Origin of the sequence: Chitinimonas viridis (assembly GCF_030409555.1) — a bacterium.
Taxonomy (GTDB): Bacteria; Pseudomonadota; Gammaproteobacteria; order Burkholderiales; family Chitinimonadaceae; genus Chitinimonas; species Chitinimonas viridis.
In genome coordinates this window covers 275187-294047 of the sequence record NZ_JAUFPU010000004.1, presented here as the reverse complement: position 1 = coordinate 294047, position 18861 = coordinate 275187, and the positions used below count along the sequence as shown (strand labels likewise).

General features: G+C 61.3%; 21 protein-coding genes and 1 tRNA gene. 11 read left to right on the top strand and 11 right to left on the bottom strand.

Annotated elements, in window-relative coordinates:
* Positions 1 to 82: 82 nt before the first annotated feature.
* A complete protein-coding gene (locus tag QWZ03_RS05470) occupies positions 83 to 649 on the top strand; it encodes a GNAT family N-acetyltransferase (protein ID WP_290331806.1) in 567 nt (188 codons plus the stop codon).
* A 74-nt stretch (positions 650 to 723) separates the two neighbouring features.
* Here QWZ03_RS05470 and QWZ03_RS05465 read toward each other — a convergent pair.
* From QWZ03_RS05465 to QWZ03_RS05455, 3 genes are all read right to left on the bottom strand, one after another.
* A tRNA-Ile gene (locus QWZ03_RS05465) sits at positions 724 to 800 on the bottom strand.
* A gap of 137 nt (positions 801 to 937) precedes the next feature.
* Positions 938 to 1369 carry a hypothetical protein gene (locus tag QWZ03_RS05460; RefSeq protein ID WP_284197572.1) on the bottom strand — a complete coding sequence of 144 codons (432 nt, stop codon included), beginning with the start codon at positions 1367 to 1369 and terminating at the stop codon, positions 938 to 940.
* A 173-nt stretch (positions 1370 to 1542) separates the two neighbouring features.
* Positions 1543 to 2457 carry a polysaccharide deacetylase family protein gene (locus tag QWZ03_RS05455; RefSeq protein ID WP_290331805.1) on the bottom strand — a complete coding sequence of 305 codons (915 nt, stop codon included), beginning with the start codon at positions 2455 to 2457 and terminating at the stop codon, positions 1543 to 1545.
* A 187-nt stretch (positions 2458 to 2644) separates the two neighbouring features.
* On the opposite strand from QWZ03_RS05455, the gene QWZ03_RS05450 reads away from it, so the two are divergent.
* Positions 2645 to 3181 (top strand): dihydrofolate reductase family protein, encoded by a 537-nt coding sequence (locus tag QWZ03_RS05450; protein WP_290331804.1) that lies wholly within the window; start codon positions 2645 to 2647, stop codon positions 3179 to 3181.
* 46 nt (positions 3182 to 3227) lie between these two features.
* On the opposite strand, the gene QWZ03_RS05445 is transcribed toward QWZ03_RS05450, so the two are convergent.
* The 3 genes from QWZ03_RS05445 to QWZ03_RS05435 all read right to left on the bottom strand — a co-directional run bounded on the left by QWZ03_RS05445 (position 3228) and on the right by QWZ03_RS05435 (position 5982).
* The gene (locus QWZ03_RS05445; protein ID WP_290331803.1) at positions 3228 to 4493 is read right to left on the bottom strand and encodes a diguanylate cyclase domain-containing protein; all 1266 of its coding nucleotides are present in this window, start codon (positions 4491 to 4493) and stop codon (positions 3228 to 3230) included.
* 129 nt (positions 4494 to 4622) lie between these two features.
* Complete coding sequence (locus tag QWZ03_RS05440) at positions 4623 to 5102, bottom strand: dihydrofolate reductase (RefSeq protein ID WP_290331802.1); 480 nt, start codon at positions 5100 to 5102, stop codon at positions 4623 to 4625.
* An 85-nt stretch (positions 5103 to 5187) separates the two neighbouring features.
* On the bottom strand, positions 5188 to 5982 hold the full coding sequence (locus tag QWZ03_RS05435; protein WP_290331801.1) for a thymidylate synthase: 795 nt from the start codon (positions 5980 to 5982) through the stop codon (positions 5188 to 5190).
* Positions 5983 to 6259: 277 nt separating this feature from the next.
* Here QWZ03_RS05435 and QWZ03_RS05430 point away from each other — a divergent pair, with 277 nt between their 5' ends.
* Complete coding sequence (locus QWZ03_RS05430) at positions 6260 to 7357, top strand: extracellular solute-binding protein (RefSeq protein WP_290331800.1); 1098 nt, start codon at positions 6260 to 6262, stop codon at positions 7355 to 7357.
* A gap of 212 nt (positions 7358 to 7569) precedes the next feature.
* On the opposite strand, the gene QWZ03_RS05425 is transcribed toward QWZ03_RS05430, so the two are convergent.
* The 4 genes from QWZ03_RS05425 to flgM form a co-directional block, all read right to left on the bottom strand.
* Positions 7570 to 8313 (bottom strand): substrate-binding periplasmic protein, encoded by a 744-nt coding sequence (locus QWZ03_RS05425; RefSeq protein ID WP_290331799.1) that lies wholly within the window; start codon positions 8311 to 8313, stop codon positions 7570 to 7572.
* A gap of 112 nt (positions 8314 to 8425) precedes the next feature.
* Positions 8426 to 8746: a quaternary ammonium compound efflux SMR transporter SugE gene (sugE, locus tag QWZ03_RS05420; RefSeq protein ID WP_290331798.1), complete on the bottom strand. Its 321-nt coding sequence runs from the start codon at positions 8744 to 8746 to the stop codon at positions 8426 to 8428.
* Between the two features lie 156 nt (positions 8747 to 8902).
* Positions 8903 to 9385, bottom strand: a complete 483-nt coding sequence (locus QWZ03_RS05415; RefSeq protein ID WP_290331797.1) for a flagella synthesis protein FlgN — start codon at positions 9383 to 9385, stop codon at positions 8903 to 8905.
* A 92-nt stretch (positions 9386 to 9477) separates the two neighbouring features.
* On the bottom strand, positions 9478 to 9783 hold the full coding sequence (gene flgM, locus QWZ03_RS05410) for a flagellar biosynthesis anti-sigma factor FlgM (RefSeq protein ID WP_290331796.1): 306 nt from the start codon (positions 9781 to 9783) through the stop codon (positions 9478 to 9480).
* Between the two features lie 168 nt (positions 9784 to 9951).
* Here flgM and fliW point away from each other — a divergent pair, with 168 nt between their 5' ends.
* From fliW to tilS, 3 genes are all read left to right on the top strand, one after another.
* Complete coding sequence (gene fliW, locus QWZ03_RS05405; RefSeq protein ID WP_290331795.1) at positions 9952 to 10380, top strand: flagellar assembly protein FliW; 429 nt, start codon at positions 9952 to 9954, stop codon at positions 10378 to 10380.
* Positions 10381 to 10572: 192 nt separating this feature from the next.
* Positions 10573 to 11541: an acetyl-CoA carboxylase carboxyltransferase subunit alpha gene (locus QWZ03_RS05400; protein WP_290331794.1), complete on the top strand. Its 969-nt coding sequence runs from the start codon at positions 10573 to 10575 to the stop codon at positions 11539 to 11541.
* Positions 11510 to 12883: a tRNA lysidine(34) synthetase TilS gene (gene tilS, locus QWZ03_RS05395; RefSeq protein ID WP_290331793.1), complete on the top strand. Its 1374-nt coding sequence runs from the start codon at positions 11510 to 11512 to the stop codon at positions 12881 to 12883. The genes QWZ03_RS05400 and tilS overlap by 32 nt, the downstream gene beginning before the upstream one ends.
* Positions 12884 to 12932: 49 nt before the next feature.
* Here the strand turns inward: tilS and QWZ03_RS05390 are convergent, their stop codons facing one another.
* Complete coding sequence (locus tag QWZ03_RS05390) at positions 12933 to 13901, bottom strand: SPOR domain-containing protein (protein WP_290331792.1); 969 nt, start codon at positions 13899 to 13901, stop codon at positions 12933 to 12935.
* Positions 13902 to 14194: 293 nt separating this feature from the next.
* Here QWZ03_RS05390 and ndk point away from each other — a divergent pair, with 293 nt between their 5' ends.
* The 5 genes from ndk to ispG all read left to right on the top strand — a co-directional run bounded on the left by ndk (position 14195) and on the right by ispG (position 18859).
* The gene (ndk, locus tag QWZ03_RS05385; protein WP_284197557.1) at positions 14195 to 14620 is read left to right on the top strand and encodes a nucleoside-diphosphate kinase; all 426 of its coding nucleotides are present in this window, start codon (positions 14195 to 14197) and stop codon (positions 14618 to 14620) included.
* Positions 14621 to 14634: 14 nt separating this feature from the next.
* On the top strand, positions 14635 to 15747 hold the full coding sequence (rlmN, locus tag QWZ03_RS05380) for a dual-specificity RNA methyltransferase RlmN (protein ID WP_308447062.1): 1113 nt from the start codon (positions 14635 to 14637) through the stop codon (positions 15745 to 15747).
* Between the two features lie 3 nt (positions 15748 to 15750).
* The gene (pilW, locus tag QWZ03_RS05375) at positions 15751 to 16500 is read left to right on the top strand and encodes a type IV pilus biogenesis/stability protein PilW (RefSeq protein ID WP_290331791.1); all 750 of its coding nucleotides are present in this window, start codon (positions 15751 to 15753) and stop codon (positions 16498 to 16500) included.
* Positions 16501 to 16576: 76 nt separating this feature from the next.
* Positions 16577 to 17566, top strand: coding sequence for a RodZ domain-containing protein (locus tag QWZ03_RS05370; protein WP_290331790.1), 990 nt, complete (start codon positions 16577 to 16579; stop codon positions 17564 to 17566).
* A gap of 9 nt (positions 17567 to 17575) precedes the next feature.
* Positions 17576 to 18859 (top strand): flavodoxin-dependent (E)-4-hydroxy-3-methylbut-2-enyl-diphosphate synthase, encoded by a 1284-nt coding sequence (gene ispG / locus QWZ03_RS05365; RefSeq protein WP_290331789.1) that lies wholly within the window; start codon positions 17576 to 17578, stop codon positions 18857 to 18859.
* The last annotated feature ends 2 nt before the right edge of the window (positions 18860 to 18861 follow it).

Sequence of the window (18861 nt, the reverse complement as noted above, 5' to 3'; positions counted from 1 at the left end):
TCAATGCAGATGCCCCTCTGGCTGTAGCTGGGCTGCGGTGGTATTTTGCAGCGCAGCTTTGCCCCGTCGAGATGGATACGCCATGTCATCAACCTTGCTCCTATCCCCACCCACATTGGCCGATGCTGAATCACTGCTGGACTTCGAACTGGCCAACCGCGCCTATTTTGAAGGACAGATCAACGCACGCGACCCAGCTTACTATGACCTTGAGCAGGTTCGCCGCGCCATAGAGACTGCGGCGCAGGAGCGCAGCCAGGATCGCGCCTATCAGTATCTAATCCGTGTGGGGGATACTCTGGTTGGCCGGGTTAACCTTACCGGCGTGGCACGTCCCTATTACAACAAGGCCTCGCTAGGCTACCGGATAGGGCAGGGTCACGGCGGCCGGGGCTATGCCTCGCAGGCGGTTGCGCTGGTGCTGGAGGAGGCCTTCCATCAGCTGGGGCTGTACCGCATAGAGGCGATTGTGCGGCCGGATAATCTGGGTTCCGTCAAGGTACTGGAACGCAACGGTTTTACCGAGTTCGGGCGGGCGCGTCGCAGCATGTTGCTGAATGGCGTCTGGCATGACTTGCTGCATTTTGAATGCCATGGGCCGGATGGCAGGCTTGCGATCAGGGAGGAGCGCGCTGCCGCGACAGTTTGATGCAGCGTTTGCGGATGAGGTGCAGTAGGCATGACAAAGGCCTGTGTCTTGCGACACAGGCCTTTGTTTATTGCTGGTGGGCCCGCACGGACTTGAACCGTGGACCAAAGGATTATGAGTCCTCTGCTCTAACCAACTGAGCTACAGGCCCGGAAACCGGGTGTCTGGGCGACGCGAGCGGCTGTTGGCCTATGGCCTGGGCGCCCTCGTTGCGAGACGGGCGCGCAGATTAACACAAACTGTCGTGGGTGTGGGAGTGTGTATGCGCTGCCGGGGTGGCATGCCTTATCAGTACAGGTGCTCGGCCAGTACCCGGAAGCTCGACAGTAGGGCCAGTGATTCGTCCAGCCCGCTGCCGTCGCTATGGCGCAGCAGGCATTCGCGCCAGCGTTGGCTCAGGCGGTCGTCTATGTGACGCTGCCAGGAGAAGTCAGGTTCCAGGAAGATGGTTGCGCTGGCCGGCTGATCGCTGGCACCTACGCCCTGGGGGTGCATGCGGCGCAGGCTGGCATGCAGTTGGGGGCAGAGGATAAGGTCGAAGTAGAGGCGCTGGAATACGGCGTCGGAGATGCTGGGGTCGCTGGCCAGTTGCAGGAGTCGCCTCCGGAACACCTCGGGGAAGCCCAGCGGCAGGGGGCCGGGCAGGCGGCGCTGCGGCTGCTGGGGAGCGTGGGTGAGAAGTTGGGCGAGGGGCTCGTGGTAGGCGAGGGCGGTAGTCATGCTGGCTGCTCCGGCGTTGAGGCGTATCGGAGACTAAGCAAGTGCGATGCCAGCTACCCTTATGGGGTATGGGTGGACACAAGGCATGCATCGCTGGTGACGGGCCTAGCTGGCGCCAGGGCAAGCCGAGCCGGCAGGCTCTCCTGTGCCCCCACACCTCGTTGGCGCAAGCGCTATCCGCGTGGGAAAGCCGGCCCCTGCACGGCCAGCATGCCGCTATAGCCAGGCCAACTGCTTTGTTCCAGGCTGTGCCAGGGCAGTTTGTTGATGTCCAGCGTGGCGTGCAGCTGTGCCAGCGAGGCAAATTGCTGGCCTTGCTCGCGCCAGGCGGCAAGCAGCCGTTGCAAGAGCGGCAAACGTTTGCCGCCATCGGCATCGGCATTGAGGGTGAACACGTGACCTGCCGGTGTCGGGCTCGCCGTCAGCGCCAGCAACTGGTCTACCGTCGCCAGGTCGTCCATTTCGTTGGCGCCTGTCAGCTCGGCCAGGGTGGGTAGAGTGGTGGGGAGCTGGGGCACCCTGATCGGTTCGCCATCCACTACCGGCAAAAAAGGGCTGCTACCACGGCAGTCGCTGCCGTAATGCAGGCCCAACTGCTGCTCCAAACGCAAGGCATGGCGGCCAGTGCGCCAGCCTGGCAGGGCGATGGCTTGGGCTGGCTGGCCCAGCAGGTGCTCGTAGGCGTGCAAGGCGGCGGTCAGTTCATTGCGTACCCAGGCTTCGTCGGCCGTGGTGATGCGCTTGATCCAGTTGACCCTGTCCCAGCCGCGCAGGCCGGTTTCATAGCCGGCCTGTTGTATGACCTGTATGGCGCTGGCCACGGCCTTGTGCAGTTGCGGCGCGGGTAGCCAGCGGCCATAGAGCCTGCCGGCGCCGCGAGGGCCGCCCAAAGCGCGGTTGCGGCGTATCTGCTTGCGGGTTTCGCCTACCTGGAACAGTGGGCCGTCTGCCTGACCGCTGCGGTCTGGCCCCAGGTTGAAGAAGAAACTGGCGTTGGCGTCCAGGCCCTGCAATAGCGTTACCAGCCGGGGGGTGATGTCCCGGGCGGCGGCAAGGCTGTCTACCTCTATCTTTAGCGCGAGCAGCATGGCTGCGTAACTCCCTGTTGCTATGCGGGTGCGCTCGAGCAATCTGGTATTCACGACTGCATTGGCCGTGGACTACGATTGCTGGCAGCACCCTGTCGTTGTTCTTCGGCGCGGGCCGTATTGTCCGTACTCGCGGCGGCGGCCACAACTAGAATCAATGCAGATTTCGACAAAACAGGAGGCTGCCATGCGCAAGCTCGTGTTGTTCATTGCCTCCAGCCTGGATGGCTATATTGCCCGCCCGGATGGCGGGGTGGATTGGCTGTTTACCGATCAGGACTATGGCTACCAGGCTTTCTATGATTCGGTGGATGGCATTCTGCTGGGCAGGCGTACCTATGACCAGGCGCTGAGCGTCGGCGACTATCCCTACCCAGGCAAGCGTGCCTGGGTGTTTTCCAGCAGGCCTTTGTCGTGGATGGGCGAGGGCGTGGAGGCGGTGAGCGAGCCGGTGGGAGACTACGTGACCAGGCTCAAGCTGGAGGCGGGCGGCAAGCTATGGCTGGTGGGCGGTGCGGCCTTGATCAAAACCTGCCTGGAACGGGACCTGATTGATGAGTTCATTGTCTCCATCCACCCGTTGATACTGGGTGGAGGCATTCCTTTGTTCCCCAGCACGGAATCGAGCCGGCGGTTGACGCTGACCTCGGTGCAGACCTTTGATACCGGCCTGGTGCAGGTGAGCTATGAACGGGCGCGGAAATCGCCTGCCCATATTGGGTAGTGCTGCGGGCCATGCCTTGGCTTGTGGGCCGAGGTTCGCTCCTCGGCTAGTTTGCCGACGCGGATTCTGCGTCGTAGATGGCATAGCGGTGCTTGCCACCGAATTTGGCCTGGTACATGGCAATGTCGGCGTGGCGCCTCAGTTTGGCCAGGGTTTCGCCATGTTCCGGGCAGAGGGCTATGCCTATGCTGGCCCGGATCAGGCGATTGCCGCCTTCCAGTTCGATGGGCTCGGCCAGGGTGGCCAGCATTTTCTCTGCCACGGTGACGGCGTCGTGGGCATCTACCAGATTGGCCAGCAGTACCATGAATTCGTCGCCGCCCTGGCGTGAGACGGTATCGGTATTGCGCACGCAGCTGAGCAGTCGTTTGGCCACGATCTTGAGCATTTCGTCACCGGCATCATGGCCCAGGGTGTCGTTGACCTGCTTGAAATCATCCAGGTCGATAAACATCAGTGCCAGTTGCCGCTTGTTGCGGGCGCGCTGGCGCAGGGCTTGTTCCACATGCTCAGTAAACAGGAAACGGTTGGGCAGGGCGGTGAGGGTGTCGTAAAAGGCCAGGTAGAGCACCCTCTCTTCGCTGAGCTTGCGGGCGGTGATGTCACTGATCATGGCAAAGACTGACGTTACCCGGCCATCCTGGTCCGAGATGGCGGCGAGGCTGACTTCTACCGTAATCCGTTCGCCGCTGGCACGGCGCATGCCCAGCTCTATCTTGCGGTTGGGCGAGCCGCTCCAGCGCTCGCGCTGAGACTGCAGGGTGACCATGCTGTCTTCGGTCACTACATCCTCGGGCTGCATGCGCAGCAACTCGTCTCGTGGGTAGAGCAGCAGCTCGCACAGGGCTGGGTTGACGTCCAGCAGCTCACCGGTGCGGGCGTCGAACAGGGCATAGCCTTCGTTGGCGGTCTCCAGCACTCGCCGATGGCGGGTTTCGCTTTCGCGCAGGGCTTCTTCAACCAACCGGCGTTCGTGGATATCGGTGAGGCTGACGATCAGGACGTTACGGCCAGCCAGCTCCATCAGTCTGGCGGCCAGTAGCATCCAGACACGCTGCCCGCCCGACAGCCGCATGCGGGCCTCGAACTGACGGATAAAGCCGTTGTTGCGGGCAATCAGCAGGAACTGGCGGGCCAGGCTGGGGTTGTCGAACAGGTCACGCAGGGCAGGCGCATCGCTACCCAGACCCAGGGTGTCGCGGGCCAGTTGATTGAGTTCCACGATATTGCCGCTGTCAGCCTCCACCGCAAGCATGGGCTGGGGCGAGTAGCGGGCCATATCGGCAAGCAGAGAGGGCGTGTCGCTGGTCATCGGTTCCGCTATGGCCGGCGCTGGGGGTGTTTACAGTCACACCGCGACGGCAGGTGTGCCTGAAACTAGCCTTGCGCCGGTAAAGGCAAGCAGACCGTGGCGGGCGTACCCCTGGCGGGGCGCTGGCGCTCAGGTTGCGTTGCGCTGGTAGACCACGAAACTATAGGCAAAATCCGGCCCTTGTTTGGACTCGCGAGAGATTTCTGTGAACTTGTTGCGCGGCCACTCCGGGAAGAAGGCATCACCCTTGATCTCGGCTTCAATTTCCGTCAGGTACAGCCGGTCAGCATAGGGCAGGGCCAGCGCATACAGGGTGGCGCCACCGATCAGGAACACCTCGTTCGCGTCGCCTGCCGCTTTCATGGCGTCCTCCATGCTGTGTACCACCGTCACCCCATCGGCCCGCCAGATCGGATCGCGCGTCACCACGATATTGTGGCGATTGGGCAGTGGCCGGCCGATAGAGTCGTATGTCTTGCGGCCCATGATGATGGGGTGGCCGCTTGTGGTGGCCTTGAAGTACTTGAGGTCGTCGGGCAAATGCCAGGGCAGGGTGTTGTTGATGCCTACGGTGCGGTTTTGTGCGAGGGCGGCGATAAGCGAGAGCATGGGGTGGCCGTCTGGTCGGGTGGTAGTAAAGCCAAGCGGCAACCAGCAGGTTGCCGCAGTCTAGTCGTGGTGCTTCGCCGGGGGCTTAGACGGCCACCGGCGCCTTGATGGCAGCATGGGATTCGTAACCTTCCAGGGTGAAATCCTCATACTTGAAGGCGAACAGGTCGGTGACCTCGGGGTTGAGCTTCATGCGCGGCAAGGGCAGCGGTTCGCGGCTCAGTTGCAGCTTTACCTGTTCCATATGGTTGGCGTAGATATGGCAGTCGCCGCCGGTCCAGATAAAGTCGCCCGGTTCCAGCCCGCAGACCTGCGCCACCATGAGTACCAGCAAGGCATAGGAGGCGATATTGAACGGTACGCCCAGGAACAGGTCGGCCGAGCGCTGATACAGCTGGCAGCTGAGCTTGCCGTCGGCGACATAGAACTGGAAGAAGGCATGGCAGGGTGGTAATGCCATGTTATGGATTTCGCCCACATTCCAGGCCGAGACGATCAGCCGGCGGGAATCAGGTGTGGTCTTGATCTGTTGTATCAACTGGCTGATCTGGTCGATATGGCCGCCATCTGCTGTGGGCCAGCTGCGCCATTGCACGCCATACACCGGACCCAGGTTGCCGTTCTCATCGGCCCACTCATCCCAGATCGAGACGCCGTTCTCCTTGAGGTAGGCGATATTGGCATCGCCCTTCAGGAACCACAGCAGTTCGTGAATGATGGACTTGAGGTGGACCTTCTTGGTGGTGACTAAGGGGAAGCCCTGGCTGAGGTCGAAACGCATCTGGTGGCCAAAGACGGACAGGGTGCCGGTACCGGTGCGGTCGGTCTTGACGGTGCCGTGGTCGAGTACGTGCTGGAGCAGGTTGAGATACGTGCGCATGGGGGCTTCCTGAAAACAAGGCCGACATCTTACCAAGTCATCGCCGGTTTGCGCTGCCCGGGTGCCGGGCGGTGGTCGGTTTGGCCGGCTTGTGGCGGGGGCCGCAGCATGGGGTGGAAACACCGAAAATTATTCGCTTAGCATCGGTTGTGCATGGTCTAATACGCGCCGTTAAACCCCGCTGTGGCAAGCTTTGCGGGGGTGGCGGGTGTGCCGCCGTTGCGTGATCCTGTTCGTGATCGTTTTGAACCATTCCTCCCCTGGAGTACTGAAACTCATGGCCCAATTCCGCCTCAAGCCGACCCTGATCGGCGCTGCCTTTGCCGCTACCGCCATTGCCGCCCAGGCTGCCGGCACGGTGAACGTGTACAACTGGAACGACTATATCGCCGAAGACACGGTTGCCAACTTCGAGAAGGCGGCCGGCGTGAAGGTGAAGTACGACATGTACGACAGCAACGAGACCCTGCAGGCCAAGCTGCTGACCGGCAAGTCGGGCTATGACGTGGTCTACCCTTCTGCTGACTTCGCAGCCAAGCAGATACAGGCTGGTGTCTACCTGCCGCTGGACAAGAGCAAGCTGCCTAACCTGGGCAACCTGAACCCCGAGTTCCTGAAGAAGGTGGAGTCGGTTGACCCCGGCAACAAGTTTGTGGTGCCTTATATGTGGGGTACCATCGCCTTCGGCATCAATGCCGAGAAGGTGAAAAAGGCCCTGGGTGCCGAACCTATGCCGGCCGATATGTGGCAGCTGGTGTTCGATCCCAAGTACACCAGCAAGCTCAAGGGCTGCGGTATCTCGTTCGTGAGCCAGCCCAAGTACCTGTTTGGCATGGTCAATATCTTCAATGGCAAGAATGCCAATGATTTCTCCAAGGCTAACCTGGCGACGGCGCTGACTACCCTGAAGGCGGTGCGCAAGGATGTGCGCGTGTTCAATGACTCGCCTATCGACCTGCTGGCCAATGGCGACGTTTGCGTAGCCATGGGCTTCAACGGTGATGTCTACATTGCCAAGGATCGCGCCATCGAGGCCAAGAAGCCGCAGCCTATCGAATACGTGGTGCCGGCCAAGGGCACCGTGCTGTGGGTGGACGTGATGGCTATCCCCAAGGACAGCAAGAACGTGGAAAACGCCTACAAGTGGATCAACAATATGCTGGATCCCAAGGTGGTGGCAGGTATCTCGAATACCGTGAACTACGCTAACCCCAACACCAAGGCCACTGCGCTGGTGAACAAGAAGCTGACCGGCGATGCCAAGATCTATCTGCCCGACGCTTCGCTGAAGACTCTGCAGGCGGCGGCCTCGCTGGATCAGCCCACCACCATGGCGCTGACCAAGGCCTTCAACCAGTTCAAGACCGCCAAGTAAGGCTTTCGCAAACTGGGTAGTAGCTGAAACGGCCGGGGAAACCCGGCCGTTTTGTTGTTAGCTGTTGTGTGCTTCAACCGCAGAAAGCAGAAGCGCATTGAAAATCATGGCGAGCTGCGGCGAGAGTGGGGTCAATCAGGGCGCACCTGCAGGTTTTGGCGTCTGCTCAATCCATCATCTCCCCACCCTGGACTTGAACCCATAACAGACCCTCACAAGCCGTATTTGGCCAGGATGCGCTGGTAGTTGCCATCGAGCTTGAGCTTGCTGAAGGCCGCGGCCATACGCTCGGCATGCCGGGGGTTGCTGCCCTGGCGGCCGAATGCCAAATAGGAGGCGGTTGCGCCAAAGGTGGGGCTCAACAGCTGGATGGAGTCGGCGTAGCCTAGCTGCCTGGCGCTGGTATTGATTTCCAGTACACCGCCCACGATCAGGTCGACACGCTTGTTGTGCAAAGTCCGCAGCAGCGCCTCGTAGCCGCCATCCTGCTCGTATTTTTGCAGGCCAGGCTGGTTGCTGAACTCGGCGGGATAGGCATAAGCCCTGGCTACACCGATCTTGTATGAATGCAATGATGTGAACGAACCGTTCCAGGTCGGGCTGTTCGGCTGCTTCAGGCTGAAGAAGCCATAGCGCAGGGTGGAAAGTACATTGCCTTCGTCGAACAGCAGCCAGCTCTCCCGCTCGGGTGTTTTGGAGGCAAAACTGACGGCGGAAGCTAGCCCGCGCTTGGTCATTTCCAGTGCCCGCGCCCAGGCAACGCTCTGTATGGTGAGTTGATAACCGGCTGTGTGTGCGGCGGCTTCGATCAGCTCGATATGTGCCCCAGTGAGCTTGCCATTCACCACCATCTCATAGGGCGGGTAGTTGCCCTCGCCACGCACTACCAGCAGCGGGTCTGCCGCGTATAGCGGGAGCGACAGCAGGGCGAGTAATGGTAGGCGGAGGTCTGGCATGTAAGGTCTCGTTTTACCGTGAGCGCTTTTCAGCATAGCCGCTGCGGAGACAAGAATATAAAACGCTGGATGTGCGGGTGATCGACCCACCCTATGCTGGTTCGGGTGCCGCTCAGGCGGGGCTGAAGAGCTTGAGTCCGACAATGCCGGCCACGATCATGGCAACACAGGCCAGCCGGGCGGCGCTGGCTGCTTCGCCAAACAGCACGATGCCCAGCAGAACGGTGCCGACGGCACCGATACCGGTCCAGACTGCGTAGGCGGTACCCAGGGGAAGTGTGCGGACGGCAAGCCCCAGCAGGGCGATGCTGGCCGTCATGGCGCCCAGGGTGGCGACACTGGGCCACAGCCGGGTAAAGCCTTCGGTGTATTTGAGCCCTATGGCCCAACCAATTTCCAGCAGGCCGGCGATGATAAGAAGAATCCAGGCCATGATGGCGGCTCCCTATGGATTGGGGCCGTCCCCGGTTGGCTAGAGGCCGCCAGGGTCGTCCCTGGGGCTGCGATGAAGCGCTGACGCCATGCTGGCGAGCCCGGATATTATCTCAAGTGCATGAATCTGAATGGGATTATATTTCCCGATATGGCATCAGGCCTTGCCCAGCGAGCCGCCAGGCCGGGACAGCCGGGGTTGACCATAAGCATCGTAAGACAGGGTGGAATCCTGGCTGCTTTGCAGCAGGGCCATCAACTGCTGGTTCTGCTGCTGGCGGGTATCAATCAGCTTGCCATTGGTCTGGTTGAGCGCGCTGGCGTGGCGGGCGGCTTGTATCAGCTGCAACCAGCATTCGGCCAGATGGGGCAGGTGTTCGGCTGGCAGGTAGGCCGCACGCACCAGCGGGTGAGGCGGATCGGGGGAGAGCTCGACTCCGTTGACCTGGAACAGGCGCTTGCGTTCCTTGGCCTGGCCTTCCAGTGCCTGGGCGTGACCAGCCTTTTGCTTGGCGATATCTTCGAGGTCGGCCAGGGTGTTGTGTATGAGTGCGTGCTGTTCGCGTTCAAGCAGGGCGACAAACCGCTGCAGCTCGCTCAACTCGGCTTGCATGGCACTCAACAGGGGCGATGTGGACATGGGCGGTTTCCGTGGCCGTTAAAAGCATTAGCGCCAGCCACCGGTTGCCCGTTAGCTGGCGCTAGCTAGTATGCCGTGTTGTGCTGCCTGCGTCAGTTCTTGCCCAGCAGTTCCTTGACACTGGCCATCAGCTTGTCGGCAATGGCATCGGCGTGCACGGTGAACCGGCCTTCGGCAATGGCTTGGCGTATCTCGGCCACCTTGCTCTCGTCGATGACGGGCTGGGTGGCAAGGTTGGACTCCAGCGAGGCCAGGCGTGCGCTGAAGGCGTTGATCTCAACGCTATCGCGGCCAGGCTCGGCGCCGGCACTTTCTCCGCTCTCGGCCTTGGTGCTGGTACGCGCTTCTGAGCGCGATAGCACGGAGCCTAGCGGCTTGCCCGAGTTGTCGATCTTCATGGTATTCCTCTCGTTGGCTACTTTGGCCAAGTCCTGTCTGTGGTTAATGCGCTTATCGGCAGGTCTTTGAGAAACTTTAGCGGGATTATGAACAAATTTTTCAGAACATGGCGGCTAAGTGTTATTTCGGCTAGATTCCTAGCAATCTGAAGGCTTGGGAGCCGACGAATGCAAATAATTACCCCGCGCTTCGGTGCCATCGAAATTGATGAGGACACCTTGATCACCTTTCCACAGGGCCTGCCTGGCTTTGAGGGGTGTAAACGCTTCAAGTTGCTGCATGAGGACGTGCCAGAGCCCAAGGTGATGTGGCTGCAGTGCCTGGATGATGCTGAGGTGGTGTTCAGCGTGATGGATGCCAGCCTGCTGGGGTTTCACTACCAGTTGACGCTGACGGATGAAGAGCGGGCGCTGATACAACACGCAGGCAAATCGGCGCCGGCCGATGAGTTGGTGTTGCTCCTGACGCTGAGCCGTGACGGTGAGGTGGGTGAAATAAAAGCCAATACGCAGTCGCCCATCGTGCTCAATGTGGCCTCCAGATTGGCTGTGCAGAAGAGTGGCGTACGCGCTGAGATCGTGTTTACCAACGAGTAGGCCTGGTTTTACGGTGTTTTCGCGGACGTTAGCAACCGTTGCGGGTAGTGGTGTTTGCCGGATGGTTGCTCGAATCAGTTGCATGTCAATCTTGCGGGGTTGCCGCGTTTCGCCATAATGGCGCGATTTCGCCGAACTTAGTCGGCCCTAGCGGAGCATGCTCGCCCAGCGCGACGTGAACAGACCCCAGGCATGAAAACCACTTTCCTCGATTTCGAACAGCCTATCGCCGAACTCGAAAGCAAGATCGAAGAGCTGCGCTTTGTGCAGGATGATTCTGCGGTGGATATCTCGGTTGAGATTGACCATCTGCAGAAGAAGAGCCAAGAGCTCACCAAGAATATCTACGCCAAGCTTTCGCCCTGGCAGATATCTCAGGTTTCCCGCCATCCGCAGCGTCCCTATACGCTGGATTACCTCCGCGAAATCTTTACCGATTTCGAAGAGCTGCATGGTGATCGTGCCTATGCGGACGATGCTGCCATTGTGGGCGGCCTGGCACGGCTGAATGGCCAGTCGGTGATGGTGATCGGCCAGCAGAAGGGCCGCGACACCAAGGAAAAGATACTGCGCAACTTCGGCATGCCCCGGCCCGAGGGGTATCGCAAGGCCCTGCGCCTGATGCGCTTGGCTGAGAAGTTTGGCCTGCCGGTGATTACCTTTGTCGACACCCCGGGTGCTTATCCGGGCATAGGCGCTGAGGAGCGCGGGCAGTCCGAGGCCATAGGCCGCAATCTGTTCGAGATGAGCAAGCTGCGCGTGCCGGTGATCGTCACGGTGATCGGCGAGGGGGGCTCGGGCGGTGCGCTGGCCATTGCTGTGGGTGATGTGGTGCAGATGCTGCAGTACGCCACTTACTCGGTGATCTCGCCAGAGGGCTGTGCGTCCATCCTGTGGAAGAGTGCCGAGAAAGCCAGCGAGGCGGCCGAGACGCTGGGTATTACCGCTAACCGGCTCAAGACATTGGGCCTGATCGATAAGGTGGTGGCCGAGCCCCTGGGTGGTGCGCATCGCGACCCGCAGGCCATGATGCTGACCTTGCGCAAGGCGCTGCAGGATGCCTTGAAGTCGCTGCAGGACAAGCCGGTAGACAAGTTGCTGGAGAACCGTTTCGAGCGGCTGATGAGCTATGGCAAATTCAAGGAAGTCGCCGCAGGCTGAGGCGGAGGCGCTCTACGAGCGTCTGCAGCAGCGTTATCTGGCGCTACCGGCGGCGAAGCGGCCTGAGGGCATGCGCTTGGCGCTGGGTTATTCGGGCGGACTGGATTCGGCGGTGCTGCTGCACTTGCTGGCGCGGCTGCGTGATGATGCACGCCTGCCGGCGCCGCTGACCCTGCAGGCGCTCCATGTGCACCATGGCATCAGCCCCAATGCCGACGATTGGATGCAGCATTGTGATCAGCGCTGTGCTGCGCTGGCGGTCGATTTTTCCCACATCCGTGTTGATCTGAAACAGGCTGTCGGCGACAGCCTGGAGGCGCGTGCACGTGCGGCCCGTTATGCGGCCTATGCGGGCCTTGGTGTGGATATGGTGCTGTTGGCGCACCACCGTGATGATCAGGCGGAGACAGTGCTGTACCGTCTTGCGCGGGGGGCGGGTGTGCATGGGGCGGCAGGTATGCCGGTCATGCGGCCCCTGGGTGAGGCTGGGCGTATCTGGCGGCCTCTGCTGGACGAGCCGCGTAGCGTGCTGCTGGCCTATGCGCGCACCGTGGGCTTGGCCTGGGTGGAAGACGAGAGCAACGCGGTCAGCGATTACGACCGTAATTATCTGCGGCGGGAGGTGATGCCGGTATTGCTTGGACGTTTTCCGAGCGCTCCGGCTGCCATGGCGCGGGCGGCGCGGCATTTTGCCGAAGCGGCCAGTCTGTTGGATGCACTGGCCGAAGAGGATGCTGGCGGTGTGGTCCAGCGTTTGCCGGTGGGGCGGTTGCTGGCCTTGAGTGGGCCGCGGCAGCGTAATCTGCTGCGCTGGTTTCTGGCGCGCCACGGTTTGCGCCCGGACGAGCGGCAATTGCTGTTGGTGCTGGAGCAAATGCTGACGGCCAAGGAGGATGCCAATCCCTGCCTGCGCCTGGCGGGTCTGGAAGTGCATCGCTATCGCGCGGAGATATGTGTCGCGCGTTGGGTGGAGGTGTTGACTCCCCGTGCTGTGCCGGCTGAGGGCCTGGTGCAGTTGCCGGATTGGTGTGGTGAGCTGCATTGGTCGCGGGCGCTGCGGGGGCTGAGTGAGGCCTGCTGCGTGGGCTTGGAGGTGCGGCCCAGGCAGGGGGGGGAGATGGTACGCCCACGTCGTGGTGGCCCCAATCGGCCGGTCAAGTTGCTTTTGCAGGAGGCAGGTGTGCCGCCCTGGTTGCGGCGGCGTTGGCCCATGTTGTGGCAGGGTGGCAAGCTGGTGGCGGTGGCGGGTATTGCGGTGGCTGCCGATTGCCAGAGTGAAGGTGAAGGTGCCTGGCCCGATTGGCGGCCGCTGGATTGGCCTGATCTGCTTGGCGACAAATGAAAAACCGCTGCCTGGTGCAGCGGTTTTTTGTTGGGCGACAGGCTGGTGCTCAGGGTGTGGGGGTCTGCAGTATGGGCGTCACGCCCAGTTCACGCAGCCGGCGCATCATCAGTTCGGCCTCATCCTTGTTCTTGAATGGGCCTACCTGTATGCGTGTCTCCAGTCTGGCGGGTATGCCTGCTGCGCTAAGTCGAGACAGCAGCTTGTCGGCATTCTCGCCGCTCTGGAATACCCCTGCCTGTACGGTGAAGCCACGGCTGCCAGTGGGCATGACGCCGGCCGCCAGGGCAACGATGGTCTGCTCCGGCGTAGGTGGGGCGGGGGTGCGTGGTGCTGGCGCCAGTACAACGGGTGCGGGCTTGGCGGTGGGGGCGACAGATACAGGCGTAGGCGTGGGCGCGCTGGGCTTGTTGTGGCTTGCGGCCGGCTTGCTGGCGGCGGCGGGCGACGTCGGGATGGTGGCAGGTGCGGTCGCGATGGTTGCAGGCATGGCCTGTGGCTGCGTGGCGGGTTTGCGCGTGGGATTGCTGGCTACCATGTCGGCATCGGGCTGAGCGTCGGGCGGGGGTGTCTGTGGTTTGCTGGCCAGGCTGCCTGCGGGCGTGCTGCCGCTGACCGGTGCGGTGGCGTTGGGGGCATTGGGAGAAGGGGTCTGAGGGGCGTTGGCCGGCGGCACCTCTGGTGTGGCCTCTGCCGGCGCGGGTGGGGTCGGGGGTTCGCTGGCGGGTGCTGGTGCAACCTCGGCTGGTGCTGGTGCTGGCGCGGGTGTGGGTTCGGCCGCGGCTGGCTGCACGCCGGGTTCTGCCTGTAGCGGATTGATGCTCGGGCCATCCAACTCGATATTGGGGGGTGTTTCCAGGCGATTCAGCAGGGTGATGGCAATGGCGACGCCGATGATGAGGCAGATGGCGATGGCCAGGCGCTGCATTAGGCGTTGCCGGATCTCGGCCTGCTCGTCGATTTCGTCCTGCGACGGTGGGCTGGGCTGCCGGTTGGGGCTGGGGCGTATTGCGCTCACTTGTGTATCCGCCGCAATGCGGCACTCCCTGTGCAATCTTGGTATGCCTTGATTTGTACCAAATTCCAGCGCGGTATGCCGCTGGAATCGCTGTGGCAGCCGTGATTTTGGCTGGCGGGACCGGGGTTTTGCGGTTAGTCAGCAACTGTAAACCCGTCTTTGCGGCAAAGCTGTTAGAATATTCGGTCATTTTTAACGTCGACAAGCTGCGTGCCCGCTGTGCGAACCCAGCTTGCGACTTAAACTTTTTCCTTCCCACTTTGTCTTTTTGTGATTTTCTGGAGTTAGAAAACATGGCTGTTGAACGCACCCTGTCCATCATCAAGCCCGATGCCGTTGCCAAGAACGTGATCGGTCAGATCTACACCCGTTTCGAAGGCGCCGGCCTGAAGGTTATCGCTGCCAAGATGAAGCACCTGTCGCGCGCTGAGGCCGAAGGCTTCTACGCCGTGCACAAGGAACGTCCTTTCTTCAAGGATCTGGTTGACTTCATGGTTTCCGGCCCGGTGATCATCCAGGCACTGGAAGGCGAAGGCGCTATCGCCAAGAACCGCGACCTGATGGGCGCTACCGACCCGAAGAAGGCAGAGAAGGGCACCATCCGCGCTGACTTCGCTGATTCCATCGATGCCAACGCCGTGCACGGCTCGGACAGCGCTGAGAATGCCGCGATTGAAATCGCCTACTTCTTCGCTGCTTCCGAAGTCTACGGTCGCTAAGACCTGATCTGGCCATGACCGTCAACCTGCTCGATTTTGATGCCCAGCGTTTTGCCACCTTCCTTGAGGAGCGTGGCGAGAAGCCGTTTCGCGCCAAGCAGTTGATGCGCTGGATACACCATTTTGGTGTGTCTGATTTCGCGGCAATGACGGACATCGCCAAGGTCACGCGGGAAAAACTGGCTGCGGAGGCGGTGATCACCCCTCCCAGCCTGATGCTGGAACAGGCCAGCGAGGATGGCACACGCAAGTGGCTGCTGGACGTCGGTACCGGTAACGGTGTCGAGGCGGTATTCATCCCCGAGGATGACCGTGGAACCCTGTGTGTTTCCAGCCAGGTTGGCTGCGCGCTGGAGTGTACTTTCTGCTCCACCGGCCGGCAGGGCTTCAACCGTAATCTCAGCACGGCCGAGATTATTGGCCAGCTTTGGTGGGCCAACAAGGCGCTGGGACGCGACCCCAAGGGGGATCGCATCGTCTCCAATGTGGTGATGATGGGCATGGGCGAGCCGCTGGCCAATTTCGACAATGTTGTCGCTGCCATGCGCTTGATGCTGGATGACCATGCCTATGGTCTCAGTCGTCGCCGCGTAACCCTGTCCACCTCCGGACTGGTGCCGCAGATGGATAGGCTGCGTGAGGCTTGCCCAGTGGCACTGGCAGTGTCGCTGCATGCGCCCAACGATGCCTTGCGCGATGAAATCGTGCCCATCAACAAGAAGTATCCGCTGAAGGAACTGATGGCTGCCTGCCAACGTTATCTGGAAAAGGCGCCGCGGGACTTCATCACGTTCGAATACGTCATGCTCGATGGTGTGAATGACACCATGGAGCATGCCAGGCAACTGGTGGCACTGGTCAAGGATGTGCCATGCAAGTTCAACCTGATACCGTTCAATCCCTTCCCGAATTCCGGTTACGATCGCTCCAAGCCGGATGCGATACGCCGCTTTAGAGATCATCTGATACAGGCGGGTTACATCGTGACGGTGCGCAAGACGCGCGGCGATGATATCGATGCCGCCTGCGGCCAGTTGGCAGGCCAGGTAAAAGACAAGACCAAGCGTACTCTGCGGCTGGCCGCAGAGGGCAAGACCACCAACATCATTCAATTGACCAGGGAGTAAGGCATGAAAAAAGCCGTGATTGCTGCTTTGCTGTTCGCGTGGATCATCCCCGCAGTGCAGGCTGACGAGCAGGTAAATCGCGACGAGGTGGCCAGGTTGCGAACCGAACTGGCTGCTGCCTACTATGCCCGCGGTCAATATGGTGTGGCGCTGGAAGAAGTGAAGAGCGCACTGAGGGCGAAAGCTGATTACGCGCTGGCGCACAATGTGGAAGGGCTGGTTTACTCCGACCTGCGTGAATTCGATACTGCTGACAAAAGCTTCCAGCGTGCCCTGAGCCTGGCCTCGGGCAACCCCGACATCAATCACAATTACGGTTGGTTCCTCTGTAACAAGCGCGAAAAGTACGCAGATTCGCTGCGCTATTTTGGCAATGCCATCCGCAGCCCCTTGTATGCCAACCCGCAGAAATCCATGCAGATGGCCGGCTTGTGCGCACTGAAGGCAGGCGACTTGAAGTATGCCGAAGACTTCTTGCGCCAGTCTGACCGGGCTCAACCGGACAATGCCCAGACGCTGTTGGGACTGGCACAGGTGGCCTATCGCAGTGGTGATATCGATGCTGCACGCACGCTGCTGGCCAGGCAGGCGCGCGTAGGTACGCCGGTGGCCGAAGCACTGTGGCTGAACGTGCGCATCGAGCACAAGCTCAACCCCGGTGGCGAGGCCGAAAACGGCTTTGCCAAGGAACTGAAGACCCGCTTCCCCGATAGCGAGGAAGCCCGCAGCCTGGCGGCAGGCCGCTACGATTGAGCGCCACCCGCCCCAGGATCACGCCCTTGTCATGCACTGCAACCCCTGAAGCGAGCCACCCGGCATGATGCCCGAGATGAGCCAAGATACTACCCAGTCTGATTTGCTGCAGTCCCCCGCCAGCCCACCTTCCTCGCCTGGCGCCATATTGGCGTTGCACCGCGAACAGGCAGGCTTGTCGGTCAATGATGTGTCGGCCAAGCTCAAGCTGTCCCGGCGCCAGATTGAGGCGCTGGAGTCTGACAACTATCAGGCACTCCCCGGCAATACCTTTGTGCGCGGTTTTGTCCGCAACTATGCGCGTTTGCTGGAGATAGACCCCCAGCCGCTGGTGCATTACCTGGACAACCACCTGCCCAAGGAGCCCAGCCAGGCGGCACTGCCACGCCTGCGCGACGAGGTGCTGCCAGTGCTGCGGCCAGATGGCGGGCGTGCCGGCCTGTCGTTTGGCTTGGCCATTGTGGCGGGCCTGGGAATCGTGGGTCTGATTGCGGGGGCTTACTGGCTCTATGACAAGAGCACCCGCTTTGAACCCCAGCTGACCGTCAATACCCCCAGTGTCGACATGCCGCCACTGGAGCCTGTTGTCGTTGTGCCCCAGGCCAGCGTACCTGTTGATGCGACCGTGCCTGCTACGCAGCCTGCCGGTGAAGTGCAGGTTGTGCCGCCGCCGGCCAACCTGCCGGGTAATCCACCGGCTGTGCCGGGTGCGAACCCCGCCCTGGCGGTGGGGGCGACTCCTGCGCCGCTCTCGCCTGCGTTGCCTGCGACCGCGCCAGTGCCGCAGCCTGCACCTGTAGCCGTGCCTGCTGCTGTGCCCGAGCCGTCAACGGGTGATGTGCGCGTGGTTGCACGGCAGGAGAGCTGGGTGCAGATTACCGATGCCACCGGCAAACGCCTGGTCAATGAACTGGTGCCTGCCGGACAATCGCGCAGCGTTGCCGGCAAGCCGCCTTACCGTATCCGTATCGGTAATGGTCATCAGACCCAGCTCTTCTACAAAGGCAAGCCTACCGACCTGACGCCTTATATCCGGGTCGATGTTGCCAATCTGGAACTCAACTAAAGCCAAGCCATGAGTCTGCTTCCCCGTCGCGCCACCCGCCGTGTCATGGTCGGCCATGTGCCGGTCGGTGGCGATGTGCCTGTCGTCGTCCAATCCATGACCAATACCGATACTGCCGATGCGGCGGGTACCGCTCAGCAGGTATTCGAGCTATGGCAGGCAGGTTCGGAGGTGGTGCGCATTACCGTCAACTCGCCCGAGGCGGCAGCCCAGGTAGGCGAGATACGTCGCCGGCTGGATGATATGGGCTGCAATGTCCCCTTGGTGGGGGATTTCCATTTCAATGGCCATAAATTGCTGGCCCAGTATCCCGATTGCGCGCGGGCTCTGGCCAAGTACCGCATCAATCCTGGCAATGTCGGCAAGGGCAGCAAGCGGGATGAGCAGTTTGGCGCCATGATTGAAGCCGCCATCGAGTATGGCAAACCGGTGCGCATAGGCGTGAACTGGGGCAGCCTGGACCAGGCCAAGATGGCGCGCATGATGGACGAGAACGCCAAGCTGGCGCAGCCGCTCAGCGCCGATGCCCTGATGCGCGAAGCCTTGATACAGTCGGCGCTGGAAAGTGCTGCGCAGGCTGAGGCGCTGGGGCTGCCGGCGGATCGCATCATCATCTCCTGCAAGGTCAGTGCGGTACAGGATCTGATCAAGGTCTACCGTGACCTGGGCGCTCGCTGCGATTATCCGCTGCACCTGGGCCTGACCGAGGCCGGCATGGGCTCCAAGGGCATTGTCGCTTCCACGGCGGCGCTGTCGGTGCTGTTGCAGGAAGGCATAGGCGACACCATACGGGTTTCGCTGACGCCGGAACCGGGTGAATCGCGGACCAAGGAAGTCGTCGTGGCGCAGGAGATACTGCAGACCATGGGGATACGCTCGTTCACCCCGCTGGTGACGGCTTGCCCCGGCTGTGGCCGGACCACCTCGACCTTCTTCCAGGAGCTGGCGCAGAACATACAGCGCTACCTGCGCGAGCAAATGCCGGTATGGCGTGCCGAATTCCCGGGGGTGGAAACCCTCAATGTGGCGGTGATGGGCTGCGTGGTCAATGGCCCGGGCGAATCCAAGCTGGCCAATATCGGCATCAGCCTGCCTGGTACGGGCGAGGTGCCGGTGGCGCCGGTATTCGTTGATGGCGTCAAGACCGTGACCCTCAAGGGCGACGGTATTGCCGAGGCCTTCCAGGCCATCGTCGATGGCTATGTCCGCGAACACTATGCCGAAGGCGGCAAGTTGCGCCGCAGCCAGGCGACGGCGGCTGCACCCAAGATCATTCCCGTGAAAGTGCTGTAATC

What these genes read in the sequence shown, in the direction of transcription:
- ndk (WP_284197557.1), top strand. Translation starts at nt 14,195, where the DNA reads ATGGCTGTTGAACGCACCCTGTCCATCATCAAGCCCGATGCCGTTGCC.
- rlmN (WP_308447062.1), top strand. Translation starts at nt 14,635, where the DNA reads ATGACCGTCAACCTGCTCGATTTTGATGCCCAGCGTTTTGCCACCTTC.
- QWZ03_RS05415 (WP_290331797.1), bottom strand. Translation starts at nt 9,385, where the DNA reads ATGTCCACATCGCCCCTGTTGAGTGCCATGCAAGCCGAGTTGAGCGAG.
- QWZ03_RS05440 (WP_290331802.1), bottom strand. Translation starts at nt 5,102, where the DNA reads ATGCTCTCGCTTATCGCCGCCCTCGCACAAAACCGCACCGTAGGCATC.
- tilS (WP_290331793.1), top strand. Translation starts at nt 11,510, where the DNA reads ATGGCAAATTCAAGGAAGTCGCCGCAGGCTGAGGCGGAGGCGCTCTAC.
- QWZ03_RS05400 (WP_290331794.1), top strand. Translation starts at nt 10,573, where the DNA reads ATGAAAACCACTTTCCTCGATTTCGAACAGCCTATCGCCGAACTCGAA.
- QWZ03_RS05430 (WP_290331800.1), top strand. Translation starts at nt 6,260, where the DNA reads ATGGCCCAATTCCGCCTCAAGCCGACCCTGATCGGCGCTGCCTTTGCC.
- QWZ03_RS05450 (WP_290331804.1), top strand. Translation starts at nt 2,645, where the DNA reads ATGCGCAAGCTCGTGTTGTTCATTGCCTCCAGCCTGGATGGCTATATT.
- ispG (WP_290331789.1), top strand. Translation starts at nt 17,576, where the DNA reads ATGAGTCTGCTTCCCCGTCGCGCCACCCGCCGTGTCATGGTCGGCCAT.
- QWZ03_RS05425 (WP_290331799.1), bottom strand. Translation starts at nt 8,313, where the DNA reads ATGCCAGACCTCCGCCTACCATTACTCGCCCTGCTGTCGCTCCCGCTA.
- QWZ03_RS05455 (WP_290331805.1), bottom strand. Translation starts at nt 2,457, where the DNA reads ATGCTGCTCGCGCTAAAGATAGAGGTAGACAGCCTTGCCGCCGCCCGG.
- sugE (WP_290331798.1), bottom strand. Translation starts at nt 8,746, where the DNA reads ATGGCCTGGATTCTTCTTATCATCGCCGGCCTGCTGGAAATTGGTTGG.
- QWZ03_RS05370 (WP_290331790.1), top strand. Translation starts at nt 16,577, where the DNA reads ATGAGCCAAGATACTACCCAGTCTGATTTGCTGCAGTCCCCCGCCAGC.
- QWZ03_RS05470 (WP_290331806.1), top strand. Translation starts at nt 83, where the DNA reads ATGTCATCAACCTTGCTCCTATCCCCACCCACATTGGCCGATGCTGAA.
- flgM (WP_290331796.1), bottom strand. Translation starts at nt 9,783, where the DNA reads ATGAAGATCGACAACTCGGGCAAGCCGCTAGGCTCCGTGCTATCGCGC.
- QWZ03_RS05445 (WP_290331803.1), bottom strand. Translation starts at nt 4,493, where the DNA reads ATGACCAGCGACACGCCCTCTCTGCTTGCCGATATGGCCCGCTACTCG.
- QWZ03_RS05460 (WP_284197572.1), bottom strand. Translation starts at nt 1,369, where the DNA reads ATGACTACCGCCCTCGCCTACCACGAGCCCCTCGCCCAACTTCTCACC.
- pilW (WP_290331791.1), top strand. Translation starts at nt 15,751, where the DNA reads ATGAAAAAAGCCGTGATTGCTGCTTTGCTGTTCGCGTGGATCATCCCC.
- QWZ03_RS05435 (WP_290331801.1), bottom strand. Translation starts at nt 5,982, where the DNA reads ATGCGCACGTATCTCAACCTGCTCCAGCACGTACTCGACCACGGCACC.
- fliW (WP_290331795.1), top strand. Translation starts at nt 9,952, where the DNA reads ATGCAAATAATTACCCCGCGCTTCGGTGCCATCGAAATTGATGAGGAC.